This is a genomic window from Hippea alviniae EP5-r, assembly GCF_000420385.1.
In the GTDB taxonomy this organism is placed as follows: domain Bacteria; phylum Campylobacterota_A; class Desulfurellia; order Desulfurellales; family Hippeaceae; genus Hippea; species Hippea alviniae.
On sequence record NZ_ATUV01000002.1, the window covers coordinates 359725 to 374398 of the forward strand.

The 14674-nt window shown below is 38.6% G+C and carries 17 protein-coding genes; 11 read left to right on the forward strand and 6 right to left on the reverse strand.

What is annotated here, in order from left to right:
* Position 1: 1 nt before the first annotated feature.
* Genes era through nadB form a run of 4 tightly spaced genes read right to left on the reverse strand, consistent with a single transcriptional unit; the run spans position 2 to position 3974 of the window.
* Positions 2-895: a GTPase Era gene (gene era, locus G415_RS0108570; protein WP_022671276.1), complete on the reverse strand. Its 894-nt coding sequence runs from the start codon at positions 893-895 to the stop codon at positions 2-4.
* Complete coding sequence (gene rnc, locus G415_RS0108575; RefSeq protein WP_081639368.1) at positions 888-1634, reverse strand: ribonuclease III; 747 nt, start codon at positions 1632-1634, stop codon at positions 888-890. The genes era and rnc overlap by 8 nt, the downstream gene beginning before the upstream one ends.
* Entirely contained in the window at positions 1573-2421 is an 849-nt protein-coding gene (locus tag G415_RS0108580; RefSeq protein ID WP_022671278.1) for a PLP-dependent cysteine synthase family protein, read from the reverse strand. Before G415_RS0108580 ends, rnc begins: the two co-directional genes overlap by 62 nt.
* Positions 2418-3974: an L-aspartate oxidase gene (nadB, locus tag G415_RS0108585; protein ID WP_022671279.1), complete on the reverse strand. Its 1557-nt coding sequence runs from the start codon at positions 3972-3974 to the stop codon at positions 2418-2420. The genes G415_RS0108580 and nadB overlap by 4 nt, the downstream gene beginning before the upstream one ends.
* 240 nt (positions 3975-4214) lie before the next feature.
* Here nadB and G415_RS11380 point away from each other — a divergent pair, with 240 nt between their 5' ends.
* The 8 genes from G415_RS11380 (at position 4215) to uvrA (ending at position 11005) form a co-directional block, all read left to right on the forward strand.
* Positions 4215-4559, forward strand: coding sequence for a TraR/DksA family transcriptional regulator (locus G415_RS11380; protein ID WP_022671281.1), 345 nt, complete (start codon positions 4215-4217; stop codon positions 4557-4559).
* On the forward strand, positions 4543-5235 hold the full coding sequence (locus G415_RS0108600) for a ComF family protein (protein WP_022671282.1): 693 nt from the start codon (positions 4543-4545) through the stop codon (positions 5233-5235). Before G415_RS11380 ends, G415_RS0108600 begins: the two co-directional genes overlap by 17 nt.
* 93 nt (positions 5236-5328) lie before the next feature.
* Positions 5329-5676: a 30S ribosomal protein S6 gene (rpsF, locus tag G415_RS10380; protein WP_022671283.1), complete on the forward strand. Its 348-nt coding sequence runs from the start codon at positions 5329-5331 to the stop codon at positions 5674-5676.
* The gene (locus G415_RS0108610; protein WP_022671284.1) at positions 5660-6061 is read left to right on the forward strand and encodes a single-stranded DNA-binding protein; all 402 of its coding nucleotides are present in this window, start codon (positions 5660-5662) and stop codon (positions 6059-6061) included. The genes rpsF and G415_RS0108610 overlap by 17 nt, the downstream gene beginning before the upstream one ends.
* 25 nt (positions 6062-6086) lie before the next feature.
* Positions 6087-6350, forward strand: a complete 264-nt coding sequence (rpsR, locus tag G415_RS0108615; RefSeq protein ID WP_022671285.1) for a 30S ribosomal protein S18 — start codon at positions 6087-6089, stop codon at positions 6348-6350.
* 13 nt (positions 6351-6363) lie between these two features.
* A complete protein-coding gene (rplI, locus tag G415_RS0108620; protein WP_022671286.1) occupies positions 6364-6819 on the forward strand; it encodes a 50S ribosomal protein L9 in 456 nt (151 codons plus the stop codon).
* The gene (gene dnaB, locus G415_RS10385; protein ID WP_022671287.1) at positions 6809-8212 is read left to right on the forward strand and encodes a replicative DNA helicase; all 1404 of its coding nucleotides are present in this window, start codon (positions 6809-6811) and stop codon (positions 8210-8212) included. Before rplI ends, dnaB begins: the two co-directional genes overlap by 11 nt.
* On the forward strand, positions 8213-11005 hold the full coding sequence (gene uvrA, locus G415_RS0108630) for an excinuclease ABC subunit UvrA (RefSeq protein ID WP_022671288.1): 2793 nt from the start codon (positions 8213-8215) through the stop codon (positions 11003-11005).
* Here uvrA and G415_RS0108635 read toward each other — a convergent pair.
* Together G415_RS0108635 and G415_RS11135 are read right to left on the reverse strand one after the other, a co-directional pair.
* Entirely contained in the window at positions 11002-11421 is a 420-nt protein-coding gene (locus tag G415_RS0108635) for a Fur family transcriptional regulator (RefSeq protein ID WP_022671289.1), read from the reverse strand. The two genes, uvrA and G415_RS0108635, sit on opposite strands and share 4 nt — an antisense overlap.
* 78 nt (positions 11422-11499) lie before the next feature.
* Positions 11500-11640, reverse strand: coding sequence for a hypothetical protein (locus G415_RS11135; protein ID WP_162138543.1), 141 nt, complete (start codon positions 11638-11640; stop codon positions 11500-11502).
* Between the two features lie 30 nt (positions 11641-11670).
* Here G415_RS11135 and G415_RS0108640 point away from each other — a divergent pair, with 30 nt between their 5' ends.
* Genes G415_RS0108640 through G415_RS0108650 form a run of 3 tightly spaced genes read left to right on the forward strand, consistent with a single transcriptional unit; the run spans position 11671 to position 14621 of the window.
* The gene (locus tag G415_RS0108640; RefSeq protein WP_081639369.1) at positions 11671-12120 is read left to right on the forward strand and encodes a MarR family winged helix-turn-helix transcriptional regulator; all 450 of its coding nucleotides are present in this window, start codon (positions 11671-11673) and stop codon (positions 12118-12120) included.
* Positions 12117-13082: an HlyD family secretion protein gene (locus G415_RS10390; RefSeq protein ID WP_022671291.1), complete on the forward strand. Its 966-nt coding sequence runs from the start codon at positions 12117-12119 to the stop codon at positions 13080-13082. The genes G415_RS0108640 and G415_RS10390 overlap by 4 nt, the downstream gene beginning before the upstream one ends.
* The gene (locus tag G415_RS0108650; protein ID WP_022671292.1) at positions 13083-14621 is read left to right on the forward strand and encodes a DHA2 family efflux MFS transporter permease subunit; all 1539 of its coding nucleotides are present in this window, start codon (positions 13083-13085) and stop codon (positions 14619-14621) included.
* The last annotated feature ends 53 nt before the right edge of the window (positions 14622-14674 follow it).

Here is a 14674-nt window from a genome sequence, read left to right on the forward strand (position 1 = left end):
ATTAGAACCTTGGGTCTATGTATTCTTTAATTAGTGCTTCTTTCTTCGTCCAGTGCTCTTTTATTTTAACCCACAACTCTAAATACACTTTGCTCTTTAAGAAGTTTTCTATCTCAAGTCGTGCCTGTTTACCTATCTCTTTTATCTTTTTACCGCCAGAACCAATAATAATCATCTTGTGTGCTCTTCTCTCAACAATTATGTTGGCTTTGATATAGTATAAATTTTTCTCTTCTCTGTATTTGAACTCTTCAACCGTAACAGCTATGTGATAGGGTATTTCCTGCCCTACGCTGTTCATTATCTTTTCTCTGATTATCTCGGCAATAATAAACCTTTCTGTTTCTGTGCTTATAATGTCATCTTCATAATATCTTGGTCCTTCGGGTAAGAGTTTCAGGATTGCTTCCAATATTTTCTCTTTTGCATCGGGTTGATTGGTCAGAGAGACTTCCAAAATCTCTTCAAAGTCAGCAATGGATGTAAACTTTGATTTTATATCTTTTATCTGCTCTTTGTTCATTAAATCTATCTTGTTAATGACAAGTATCGCTTTTTTGTTTTTCTCTTTTATTTTGTTTAGGTATTCTTCCAAAACTTCGTCTAACTCACCGTTATTATCTGTCATAACAACAGCCAAATCAAAATCTTCCAATGCTTCGTCTATGTATTTTTTCATCACCTGATTGAGCTTTTTTGCAGACTCATGAACACCGGGTGTATCAACAAATATTATCTGGTAATCTTCTCCGTTCAAAATACCTTTAACGGACTTTCTTGTTGCCTGTGGCTTGTGCGAGACAATAGCTATCTTTTCACCAATTAACAAGTTCAACAATGTCGATTTTCCAACATTTGGCTTTCCCAATATAGCAACAAACCCGCTCTTAAACATTTCCTTCTCCCTTTAGTCTCTCAACAGCCTTTTTAGCTGCGTTTTTTTCTGCTTCTTTCTTGCTTTTGCCAATTCCAGAACCATATTCTATGTTTTTTATGTAAACATTGCAATAGAAGGTTTTATTATGCTCTTCACCTTCTTCTTTCACTATTACATACTCAGGCAGACAGCCAAACCTTTTCTGCGTTATCTCTTGAAGATGCGTCTTATAGTCGAAAATAACGCCATTCTCAACAATCTCTCTAATCGTATCTGCAAGCATCGTCTCAACAAATCTCCTTGCAGCATCGAGTCCTTTATCCTGATATATCGCACCAACAATTGCTTCAAATGTATCTTCAAGTATGCTGTCATTATTCGTTATGCCTTCCTTCTTCTCACTTCTCCCAACAAGTATATACTCAGACAGTCCAAGCCTTCTTGCAATTTGAGACAGAGTTTTTGTGTTTACGCTTGCTGCCCTAATTTTTGATAGCCTGCCTTCGTCGATTGTCGGATAGTTTTTTAGCAGAAATTCAGTTATCACAAGCTCCAAAACTGCATCACCTAAAAACTCAAGCCTTTCGTTTGATAATCTTTTGTCTTTGACATACGACCTGTGCGTTATTGCCTGCTTTAGGAGATTTTTGTTTCTGAAGGTGTATTTTAGTTTCTCTTCCAAGTCCATAAGCCTTTTAAATGTATCTGTCCATTGAGTCTGGGAATATGGCGAGAATCGTTTTCTTGGGATACTCATCTTTCAACTTCAAAGCAGCACAGTAAGCTGCACCACTTGATATTCCTGCAAATATGCCTTCTTCTTTTAGAAGTTTATCATTAAACAAAAATGCTTCTTCGTCTGTGATTTTCTCAACTCTATCAATCAATCTAACATCTAAAACTCTCGGCAAAAAACCTGCTCCTATCCCTTGAATCTTGTGTTGTCCAGCCCTGCCTTCACTCAAAAATGGGCTGCCTGCTGGTTCAACAGCAACAACGGTTAAGTTTGGATTCGTCTTCTTTAGTCTTCTTGCTATGCCCGTTAAAGTTCCGCCTGTCCCAACGCCACATACAAGTATATCTATTTTTAACTCTTTTTCAATTTCAACGGCAGTTGTTAGTTCGTGTATCTTTGGATTTGCAGGGTTTGAAAACTGGTCTAAAAGCAGATAGCCTTCTTTCTTTAGCTCTTCAGCTTTTTTTAAGCTTCCTTTCATTCCTTCTTCTGCATTTGTTAGAACAACTAATGCACCAAAGCTCTCCATTATTGATATTCTCTGTTTACTAAAATTCTCAGGCATCACAATTGTTATAGGAATATTCAAGTATGCACCCAAGAATGCAAGCGATATACCCGTGTTGCCGCTTGTTGGTTCAACAATGCCCTTTTCTGTTATCAAACCTTTCTTAATTGCATCGTCAAGCATGCCAAGGGCTGTTCTATCCTTTATCGAGCCCGTTGGGTTGAAATATTCAAGTTTTGCGTATATTCCTGTTTTTAGTTTGACTATTGGCGTGTTGCCTATTGTGTCAATTACTCTCATAACTCATCCTGTAATTTTCCTATGTTTATAGTTATATGCTCTTTATTCTCGTATGCGTGTGGCGTATCAACGCAGTAGTGTGCTCCTACGCTGCCCTTTCTCGATATGCCGCTGTATGCTATGGCAGAAGCAAGCAGCGATATGTTTCTCAGTATTATACCTTCTTCACAATAATAAAGCCCATCCTGTTTTAAAAATAGTGCCCAGCTGCATTCCAATATCTCTTCCATCTCGCTTATACGCCTTACAACACCCAGCTTTTTGAAAACAGTTTCCCTTAAATCCGCTATGCGTTTTTTCAAAAACTGTCTGTTGCATCTTCTTATATTGGATAAGTCAACATCTATCCTTTCTATCTCTGCATCTTTTGCAAACTCCATCGCACTATCTGCTGCTCTTTTACCAAAAACCAGGCCTTCAAGCATCGAGTTGCTTGCGAGTCTATTTGCGCCATGCACACCATTGCAGGCCGTCTCACCCGCAACAAACAGTCCATATATATTCGTTCTTCCGTCAATATCGCTTTTTATACCGCCCATCGTATAGTGTGCAGCAGGTGCAACGGGTATTGCTTCCTTCGTTATGTCAAGGCCGTATTTTAGACATTCGTTGTAAATGGTTGGAAAACGCTTTTTTAAGAACTCTACTCCCATTTTTGTTGCATCTAAATAGACTTTGTCTATGCTTCTTTCTCTCATCTCAAATATTATCGACCTTGCAACAACATCTCTTGGTGCCAACTCCTTAAGCCTATGGTATTTTTCCATAAAACGCTCGCCTTTATCGTTTACAAGAATCGCACCTTCGCCGCGCATAGACTCGCTGATTAAAAACTGTGGCGCATTGTATCGCTTTAAAGCCGTTGGATGAAATTGGACAAACTCCATATCTTCAAGTTCTGCACCCGATAAGAATGCAGCAGCTATACCATCGCCCGTTGTTATCTCTGGGTTTGTTGTATTTTTGTATATAGCCGCATAACCACCCGTTGCGAGTATCACAGCTTTTGCAAAGTATGTCTCGTATTTCTGCTCTTTCGTGTTAAATGCCAACACGCCTATAGCTCTGTTGTCCTTGGTTAGAAGTCTCGCAACTGTTCTGTTCTCAAGCAGTTTTACATTGTCAAATCTCTTCAGTCTCTCTATCAAGGTTCTTTCTATCTCGTGCCCTGTCGCATCGCCTAAGGCATGCAGAATTCTGTTTACGGAGTGTGCTGCTTCCTTTGTGAAGTCGAGTCTGCCTTCTTTGTCTTTGTCAAAGTTTGCACCCCACTCTATAAGTTCCTTTACCCTTTCTGGGCCTTCTTTTACGAGCACTTCAACAGATTCTCTTCTGCATAATCCAGCACCGGCTTTGAGTGTGTCTTCTATGTGTTTTTCAAAACTATCGCTTTCGTTTAGAACAACTGCTATTCCACCTTGAGCTTTATCCGTATTGCAGTAATTTATCTCTCTTTTTGAAAAGAGTAAAACTTCAAAACCATTGTTTAGCAACTCTATTGCTGCCCTTAGACCAGCAACACCACTACCCACGACTATAACGGGATTTTTCATCTGTTTTTCTCCTTTAGTGGAGAAGTAAAACTTCCTTTGGTGGGACTATGTCCGTTTTGTGTCCGCAAGAGTATAAACTTACAATAGCTACAACAAGAGACAGTGCAATTATTAACTTTTTCATGCCGAAATCCTACAAAAAAGATTGAATAAAATCAAGCAGAGAAGATGTAAAATTCTCTTGACAAAAATCTCAAAATAGTGATTATTCTTGTAGTTTTTTAGCTGGAGGGAAAGGATATGGATGCAGCTACACTTGAAGAGTTAAAAGATAGGTTGTTAAGTCTAAAAAAAGAGATAAGTGCAAGAATAAAAGAGAATCTACAAAAGGTTAACTCTATCCAGCTAAAGGGTGATGAAGGCGATTTCTCATCTGCTGTCTATTCCAGGCAGGTTATATATGACCTTATAGAGAAGGATAGAGTTCATTTAAGAGAAATAGAAGAGTCGCTATACGATATAGAAAAGGGCACATACGGTATCTGCAAAAGGTGTGGCAAAGAGATAGAGATAGAGAGAATGAAGGCAAAACCAACGGCAAAATACTGTATCGAGTGCAGAAAGATTATTGAGTCTGGCAGATGAGATTGTAAATCTCGTATTCCCACATAGATGTATCGTATGCAAAGCAAAGAGTAAGTCTTTTTTATGCGATGAGTGTTTCTCAAAACTTGACATAAATTTCCCGCGATGCAGGTTCTGTTCTCGTCCTGTTGCTTCTGAAAATTCGATTTGTATTGACTGTTTAAAAGGCGATAGGCAGTTTTCAAAAGGCTTTGTACTTTTTAACTATAGAGACGGTATATCAAACAGGATTGTTGAGTTTGCTAAATTTTACGAGCAACCAAGGGTTTTTGACATTCTTTTTTATTTCTCAAGCATCATAAAAGATTTAGATGTGTTTGAAGGTGTTGATTTTATTATCCCTGTTGCCATGCATAGAAAAGATATAAAAGCAAGAAGCTATAATCAATCGGTTGTCTTAGCAAAAACTATAAGCAAAATAACAGATATAAAGGTGTGTTTTGATTGTGTTGAAAAGATTAGACAGACAAAGAAACAGGTAGGTTTATCCGCCAAAGAGAGAAAGAGAAACCTAAAAGGAGCATTTAGAATTACAAAAGAGTTGAAATGTAAAAAGGTTATAATTGTCGATGATGTGTTTACCACTGGTTCAACAATAAATGAGATAGCTTCTCTATTTAAAGCAAAAGGTATTGAGACAAACTTCTTCACTTTTGCTGCAACGCCGCAAAGTTAAAGTTGATTTTTTCTTTCATTTGTATATCATAACAAGGCTATATCCTTGCTTTCCACAGGCGTGGAAAGCCAAAAGTCCAGAAGGAGGGTGTTGATGAAGTATTACGAGCTGTTGTATGTGTTGCAGCCCACGATGTCAGAAGAAGAGCTGAACAAGTTTATTAACGAAGTGGGCGAAAGGATTAAATCAGAAGGCGGAGAGATTTTCAAAAACGAGCTGTGGCAGAAGCGCAACCTTGCCTATCCGATTAAAAAATTTAAGCAGGGTTATTATGTGCTTGTTCATTACAAGGCAGAGCCAACCGTTCCAAAGAAGATTGAAGACTATCTGCGCATCAAAGAAGCGGTGCTTAGGTGGATTAATGTTAATATGTTAAAGAAGGATATGAAGCAGTATCAGCAGGCAGAAGCAAAGAAGGAAGACAATGGCAAATCTGAATAAGATTATGCTCATAGGCAATCTAACACGAGACCCAGAGCTTAGATACACGCCGGCAGGTTTGGGTATTGCAACATTTGGCATAGCTGTCAACACGCCTGTTGGTAAGGATGAACAGGGCAACAGGAAAACAGAGACGCTCTTTGTTGATGTTGTTGCATTCGGCAGACAGGCAGAGACAATTGCAGAGTATCTAAAAAAGGGTTCTCTGATCTATTTAGAAGGCAGGCTTAGATACAGAACATGGGAAGATGCCAACGGTTTGAAAAGGTCTAAGCATGAGATTGTTTTAAACAACTTTCAGTTTTTATCTTTAAAGGCTAAGGATGAGACAGCAGAAGATATAAGCATGCCAGCACCAGATGAAGATGAAGATATACCATTTTAAAAAAGAGAGTGGAGGTCAAACTTAAATGAGCACAGACAATAAAAAGAAAAAGAGATATTTCAGATACCCAAGAAAGAAGGTTTGCCAGTTTTGTGCAAACAAGGTTGAAGAGATAGATTACAAGGATGTTGATACATTAATGAAGTATGTTACAGAAAGGTATAAGATAATCGGCAGAAAGACAACATCAACATGCGCAAAACATCAGAGAATGCTCACAAGAGCCATCAAAAGAGCCCGTGTAATGGCACTAATGCCATTTACAATCAGCAGGAAACTTAAGGGCTAAAAAGGGGGAAACAATGAAAATCGTTCTATTGGAAGATGTTGAAAATTTGGGATACGCAGGTGATATAAAGGAAGTAAAAGACGGATACGCAAACAATTACCTTATACCTAAGGGTTTAGCTTTGGCTGCAACAAAGAGCAACTTAAAGCTTGTTGAAGAGAAAAGAAGAGCTATCTTGAGAAAGATAGAGAAGAAGATTGCCCAAGCAAATAAGATAAAGGAAGCTTTGGATGGTGTTGAGATAGAGATAAAAGCCAGAGCAGGAGAGAAAGGCAAGCTGTTTGGCTCTGTTACGGCAAACGAGATTTTTGAGCAGCTAAAGGATAAGGCTGAAGGCATAGATAAGAAAAACATAAGACTTCCAGAAGGTGGCATAAGGGAAGTTGGCGAATATACAGTTGAGATAGCAATTTACAGAGACATTAAGGCTTCTGTTAAAGTTAAAGTCAGTCCATTAGATGAGCAGTAATGCAATAAGGTCTTACCCGCAATCAATCGAAGCAGAGAGAGCGCTTTTGTGCTCTCTCTTTCTTGATAATTCCAAAATCAGTGAAGTTTTAGAGATAGTTAGTGAAGAAGATTTTTATGATGAGAAGAATGCGGCTATTTTTAAGGTTTTAAAGGAGCTTTATGCAGACGGTATTCCTTTTGACTTCGTTACCGTTTCAAACGCTTTAATAGAAAAGGATTTGTTTGAAAAGATAGGTCCTGATTATTTAACCAGCATAACAGAGTTTTTACCTGCACCTGCAAACACAAAATACTACGCTGAGATAATCAAAAAGAAGTCTATTCTAAGGCAGCTTATCTCCATGTCCAACGAAGTTGCGACTATCTGTTATGATGAGCCTGAAGATATTGAAGATGTGCTGAATATTGCAGAGAAAAGGTTGTTTGAGATAGTCGGAAAAAGAGCCGGCAGGTATAAAGGGCTTGATGATTTGGCAGAAGATACGCTTGAGTTTTTGCTTAAGCTAAAAGAGAGAAAGACTGTTCTAACAGGCGTTCCAAGTGGGTTTATAGATTTAGATAGGCTAACCAACGGTTTTCAGGAAGGAGATTTAATAATCATTGCTGGAAGACCGGGCATGGGCAAGACATCATTTGTCTTGAATGTGGCTTTGAATGCTGCTTTGGATTACTCAAAGAGTGTTGGCATTTTCTCGCTTGAAATGGCATCAAGACAGCTTGTGATGAGAATGATAGCAACACTGTCTGGCGTTGACATGGGAAAGCTAAGAACAGGCTTTTTTGATAGCGAAGAGTGGGATAGGGTTGTTAAGGCTTTAGATAAACTTAAACATGTCAAGATTTACATAGACGACTCGTCGCTTCTTACTTCTATCGATATAAGAACAAAGGCAAGAAAGCTTAAAATGGAGAAGGATATAGACCTTCTCATTATTGACTATCTTCAGCTCATAGAAGGCAAAAATGCGTCTGTAAATAGGACTCAGCAGATTTCTGAAATCTCCCGTTCTTTAAAAATCCTTGCAAAAGAGCTTAACATACCTGTTATAGCTTTATCTCAGCTAAACAGAGCCGTTGAAAATAGAGAAGATAAAAGGCCAACTCAGGCAGATTTAAGGGAGTCTGGCTCTATTGAGCAGGATGCAGATTTGATTATCTTTATATATAGAGACGAAGTGTACAACAAGAATTCTCAGGATAAGGGTAAAGCAGAGATAATCATAGCAAAGCAGAGAAATGGCCCACAGGGAACGGTTAAACTGCAGTTTGAAAGCAGGATAGCCACATTCAGAAACCTTGCCAAAACAGCCGAAGATTACGGATACACACTAAATCAGGAATACGACTCTAACGAAGACTTAGAGATTGAAGACCATACAGACTCTCTGTAAATGAAGTTCATAAAAATCAGAAAAGCAAAGGTTCATAACCTAAAAAACATAGATGTTGATATACCAAAAGGCAAGATAACCGTAATAACAGGACCTTCTGGAAGCGGCAAATCAACACTTGCCTTTGATGTGCTGTATGCAGAAAGCCAAAGGAGATATCTTGAGTCTTTAAGCGCTTATGCCAGACAGTTTCTTGAGAAAATAGAGAAACCCGATGTCGAAAGCATCGAAGGTTTATCACCGGCTATAAGCATAGACCAGAAGAGTATATCAACAAACCCACGCTCAACCGTTGGAACGATAACAGAGATTTACGACTATATGAGACTTCTATTTGCACACATAGGTGAAGTTTACTGTTATCAGTGCGGAAGAAAGATAGAAAAACAAGACCCGCAATCAATCGTAAACGAGATAATGAAAAAAGAAGGAAGGAAGATTCTAATTCTTTCGCCTATTGCCATAAACAAAAAAGGCACATTCAAAAACGAGTTTGAAAAATTAAGAAAAGAAGGGTTTGTAAGGGTTATTGTTGATGGCGTTGAAAGGTTTTTGGAAGAAGAGATTGAGCTTGATAAGAACAAAAAACACGATATCTATCTTGTTGTTGACAGGTTGAAGGTTAAAGAAGATGCAAGGCTAAGGGTTTCAGAGTCTGTTGAGCTTGCATTAAAAATCGGCAAAGGTATTGTGAATGTTAAAGATATAGATACAGGTGAGATGGAGTTATACAGCGAGCATTTTGCCTGTCCATACTGCGGTATAAATTACAAGCCGATAACGCCACAGAGCTTCTCTTTTAACTCGCCGCTTGGTGCATGTCCAGAGTGTTTTGGACTTGGCAAGAGACATCAGCTTGATTTGGATAAGGTTATACCGGATAAGAGTTTATCCGTCAGAGAAGGTGTTGTGAAGCTGTGGAGAAAACCAAGATATTACTATTATCAAAAGTTTTTAATGGAAGCATGCAAACAGTTTGGCATTGACATATACACGCCGTTTGAAGAGCTTTCAGAAAGAGAAAAAGATATAATCCTGCTTGGTAAACCAGACGAAGTTGTTGTGTTTGAGATTTCGCCGGGCAAAAAGGTAAGAAAAGTTTGGAAAGGTGTTATAGGTTTGATTCAGGAGCAGTTTGCTGAGACTGATAGCATCAAGGTAAAAAGCGAGATAACCGCCCTAATGAAGGAGATAACATGTCCTGCATGCAACGGTGCTCGTCTAAATAGAGAGAGTCTATCTGTCAAAATACTCTCAAAGAACATTATCGATGTTACGCGCATGAGAATCTCAGATGCCCTTGATTATTTCAAAAGGGTTGAAGAGAGCTTAACAGAACAGCAAAAACAGATAGCTAAAAGAGTGTTGAACGAGATAAAGACAAGACTTCAGTTTCTTGTGGATGTTGGACTTGACTATTTGACACTTGATAGGACAGCCAATACACTCTCTGGTGGTGAAGCTCAGCGTATTAGACTTGCAACGCAGGCTGGTAGCGGTTTGAGTGGTATAACCTATGTGCTTGACGAACCATCCATAGGCTTGCATCCAAGGGATACCGATAGGCTTATAAAAACACTGAAGAGATTAAGGGATAACGACAATACAGTTGTTGTGGTTGAACATGATACGAATATTATCGAATCTGCAGATTACATAATAGACATGGGTCCTGCAAGTGGCAGGCTTGGTGGCGAAGTTGTGGCTTTTGGAACACCCGAAGAGATAAAAAGCAACGACAACTCTTTAACGGGCAAATATTTAAGTGGAAAATTGAAAATAGAATCGCCAAAAGCATACAGAAAGCCAAAGGATTTTATCAGGATAAAAGGTGCAAAAGTGCACAATTTGAAGAATATTGATGTCGAACTGCCACTTGGCGTATTTGTTTGTGTTAGTGGTGTTTCTGGCAGTGGGAAGAGTAGTCTTATTTTTGACTGTTTTTACGAGTATGCAATGGCTTACAAGATGGGTAAAAAATTAAATGTATGCGAGACGATAGAGAATCTGAACAAGATTGACAAGATTATAAAAATCGACCAGACACCCATAGGCAGAACTCCAAGAAGCAATCCTGCAACATACACTTCTGTCTTTACTGACATAAGGGAGCTGTTTGCCCAAACGGAAGATGCAAAGGTTGCAGGTTTTACTCCTTCGCGGTTTAGCTTTAATGTCAAAGGTGGTAGGTGTGAGAAGTGTAAAGGTGAAGGGTATATAAAGATTGAGATGCAGTTTTTGGCCGATGTGTATGTCAAATGTGATGTGTGCGACGGCAAAAGATACAATGAAGCGACGCTGTCGGTTAAATACAAGGGTAAAAACATATACGATGTACTTCAGATGACGGTTAATCAGGCTTATGAGTTTTTTGAGAATGTGCCCAAGATAAGAAAGAAGCTTGAGATTATAAGGGATGTTGGGCTTGGTTATATTCAGCTTGGCCAACCCGCAACGACGCTGTCTGGTGGTGAAGCTCAAAGAATCAAGATTGCAAAATACTTAATAAGCCCGCCTGTTGGACATACATTGTATCTGCTTGATGAACCTTCCGTTGGACTGCATTCAGACGATGTGAAGAAGTTGATAGAAGTTCTGAAAAAACTTGTTGAAACAGGAAATAGCGTAATTGTAATTGAACATAACTTGGATATTTTGAAGAGTGCAGACTACATCATTGACTTAGGTCCTGATAGTGGAGATAAAGGCGGCCAGATTGTTGCATCCGGCACGCCTGTTGAAGTTGCTAATTCAAACTCTTTTACTGCCTTTTACTTAAAGAGAGTTATTTAACCCTGCGACTTATTTTTACACTTGCTGCAGATACCGTAGCAGTATATATCACAGCTTGATATTTCAAAATCCCTTATCTCTTTAAGTTGTTTCTCTAAAAATGATGTGTCAAGCTCTATATCTATGACATCGCCACAAACCTTGCATATAAGATGGTGATGTGGCTTTTGAAATGCTATCTCATACTTGCTTTTTGCTCCACTGATGGCAAGCTCTTTTATAAGACCGTATCTCTTGAGTGTGTGGATATTTTTGTAAACCGTGGCAAGGGACATAGATGGGAAATGTTCAGAAATGTTTTTGTATATTGTTTCCAAGTCTATATGCCCTGCCTTTTTAATCTCTTCCAAGATAGCTAATCTCTGAGGAGTTGCTTTAAGGTTAGTAGCCCTTAACATCTCTTTTATTTCGTCCATCAGATATGCCCTCCTTTTAATTTTAAAATATAATAATCACACCCGCTTCTATTGTCAAGTAATATTTTTTATTCTTGACTAATAGATGGGTTTTGGTATAATTAATATGCCCATCAATAAGACTCTTTGATTGCCCACCTTTAGCATCGCCTGGGTTTTTCTCCTTCCGTCAAACTTAGGTGATGCTTCTTTTTTAGCATAATTATAAATTAGTTGCAATTGAAACTTTTTTTATATACTATTCACAATATGAAAAGAGAGCCTTTGGGTAAATGGATTTCCATACTTTACAGGCACTCTATGATGTATGCCAACGAGTTTTTAAAGGATTATGAGATAAATGCAGGTCAGCTACCATTTTTTATAAATATCATAGAAAACCCCGGCATAACGCAGGAAGAGTTATCAAAGAAGCTAAGAATAGATAAAAGCACAACGGCAAAATCTATAAAGGTTCTTATAAAAAAGGGTTATTTGACAAGAAAGGTTAGCAGGGAAGATAAGAGAGTTCATCTGCTTTATCCAACAGAAAAAGCCATACAGGTTAAGGAAGTTATATTTAAAAGAGCTTTTGAGTGGGATGAAGATGTTCTGCTTAAGGGTTTTAGTGAAGATGAGAAGAGATGTGCATACGATTTGCTTAGAAGAATAACCCAGAACTGCCTTGAATACTTTGAGAAGAAGGAGATGGAAGGATGAGCAAGAAGAAACTTATCGTTTTGGGGATTTTTTTGATTTTTGGTATTGCCACTTTTATCTTTATTCAATACAAAAAAACGCATATTTCAACCGACGATGCATACATAACAAACGATATATACTGGGTTAACCCAAAGGTAAGCGGCACTATTGAGAAGGTGTTTATGGGAGATAACGAGTATGTAAAAAAAGGTAAAGTGCTTGCAGTTATAGACCAGAAGCCTTACAGAATAGCTCTTCAGAGAGCAGAAGCCAATGTATCGCTGTATGAAGCAAAAATAGAAGAAGCAAAAGCGGCTATAGAAGCTGCAAAAGCAGAAGTAAACCTTGTAGTTGCAAAGTTAAAAAAAGCAGAGTGGGATTTTAAAAGGGCAAAAAAGCTGTTCAAAAACAGGGTTATATCAAAAGATGCTTATGAGAAGTATCTAACGAATTACAATGTTTTGAAGGCAACCTTAAAGGCAAAACAGGATGCTCTAAAAAGGGCTGAAGTATCCTTAAATAGCTTAAAAGAAGCTCTAAAAGCGGCAAAAGCAGCCGAGCATCAGGCAGAACTCAATCTCTCCTATACTTACATAAAAGCGCCAGCAGATGGTTTCATAACAAAGAAAAACATAGAAGTTGGCAAGTTTGCATCACCACAGCTGCCTATCTGCGCCATTGTTCCGAAGAGTGGTGCATGGATTGTGGCAAATTACAAAGAGTCTCAAATCGGCAAAATAAAACCAGGTATGAAGGTAAAAATAGAGATAGATGCCTATCCTTCGAAGGAGTTTGAAGGCAGGGTTGCATCAATTCAATACGGAACGGGCGAAGTGTTTTCTCTATTTCCGCCGGAGAATGCATCAGGTAATTGGATAAAGGTTGTCCAAAGAGTGCCGGTAAAGATTGTGTTTGACAAAAAACCAGATGTGCCGTTAAGGGTTGGTATGTCTGTTGAGACAACTGTTCTGGTGAAGTAAATGCAGAAAAATCAGCAGCCCAGCAAGTGGATTATAGCCTTAGCCGTTATACTGCCTACCTTGATGGAGATTGTTGATACAACGATTGTCAATGTTTCACTTCCACACATTCGTGGAGCTTTGAGCATCTCGCTTGATGAGTCAACTTGGGTTTTGACATCCTACATGGTTTCAAACGCCATTATCATACCTATAACAGGCTGGTTAGCTATAAAGTTTGGCAGAAAAAAGTATCTAATGTTCTCTATTTTTGCTTTTACCTTCTTCTCGTTTTTGTGCGGATATGCGCCATCTTTTTACTTTTTGGTTTTGTCAAGGTTTGTTCAGGGTATAGCAGGTGGTGGCTTGCAGCCTTTGTCTCAAGCTATTCTGCTTGAGAGCTTTCCAAAAGAGCAGCGTGGTATGGCAATGGCAATATTTGGTATGGGTGTTGTTGTTGGGCCTATCTTAGGACCTGTGCTTGGTGGTTGGATTACAGATAACTGGGGCTGGAGATGGATATTCTTTATCAATATACCCGTTGGAATACTATCAATACTTCTTATAGAGCTGTTTGTGTTTGACCCGGAGTATCTGAAGAAAGCAAAAGAAAAAATAGAAAGCATAGATTATATGGGACTTGCATTTTTAGCAATTGCCGTTGGAGCATTACAGATTCTGCTTGATAACGCACAGAGAAAGGATTGGTTTGAAAGCAGATTTATAACCACTCTTGCCATAATTTCAGCTGTTGGCTTTATTATGTTTATATACAACGAGCTTAAGGTTGAGCATCCCGTTGTGAATCTTAAAATTTTCAAGGATAGAAACTATTCACTCGGTAATCTTGTTATGTTTTTGGGCTTTTTTGGATTTTTTGGAACAATTGTTCTTCTGCCTTTATACCTTCAAAACCTGATGGGTTATACGGCATTTTTGGCGGGATTGGTGCTCGGACCTGGAGCCTTAACGACCTTAATCGGTATGCCTTTGACGGGAAAACTGCTTGAGAAGGGTTTTGACCCAAGAAAACTGCTTCTTGGAAGTCTAATCATAAATGCTATTGCTATAAACATTATGGCTCATTTCAATCTGCAGGCTGACTTTTGGAATGTTATATACCCACGAGCATTGCAGGGATTTGCTATAGCGCTCTTCTTTGTGCCACTTGCTGCTGCCACATTTGCCAATATCAGCAATGAAGACATGGGTAATGCATCTGGTTTGTTCAACTTCATAAGAAACATAGGTGGAAGCTTTGGAACAGCCATTGTTATGACGATACTTTCAAGAAGAGCCCAGTTTCACCAGAGTAGGCTTGTTGAGAATTTAACGCCGCTGAATGATGGCTTTAACCACACTCTTGATGTCTTATCTTTAAAGCTGCACGATGTAATGCATCAATATGCCGTTATATACAAGGAATTACTGAGACAGGCTTACATGCTTGCCTTCAATGATTCTTTCTATTTCTGTGCCATTCTGTTTGTTGTTCTTATCCCAACTGTTTTCCTTATAAAGAAACCTTCGGGTTCACTTGACATGAGTAAAATGCATTAGAAAAAAATAATGAAAATTATTCAATAAAGTGATATGCTTCTAATCAAAAATAG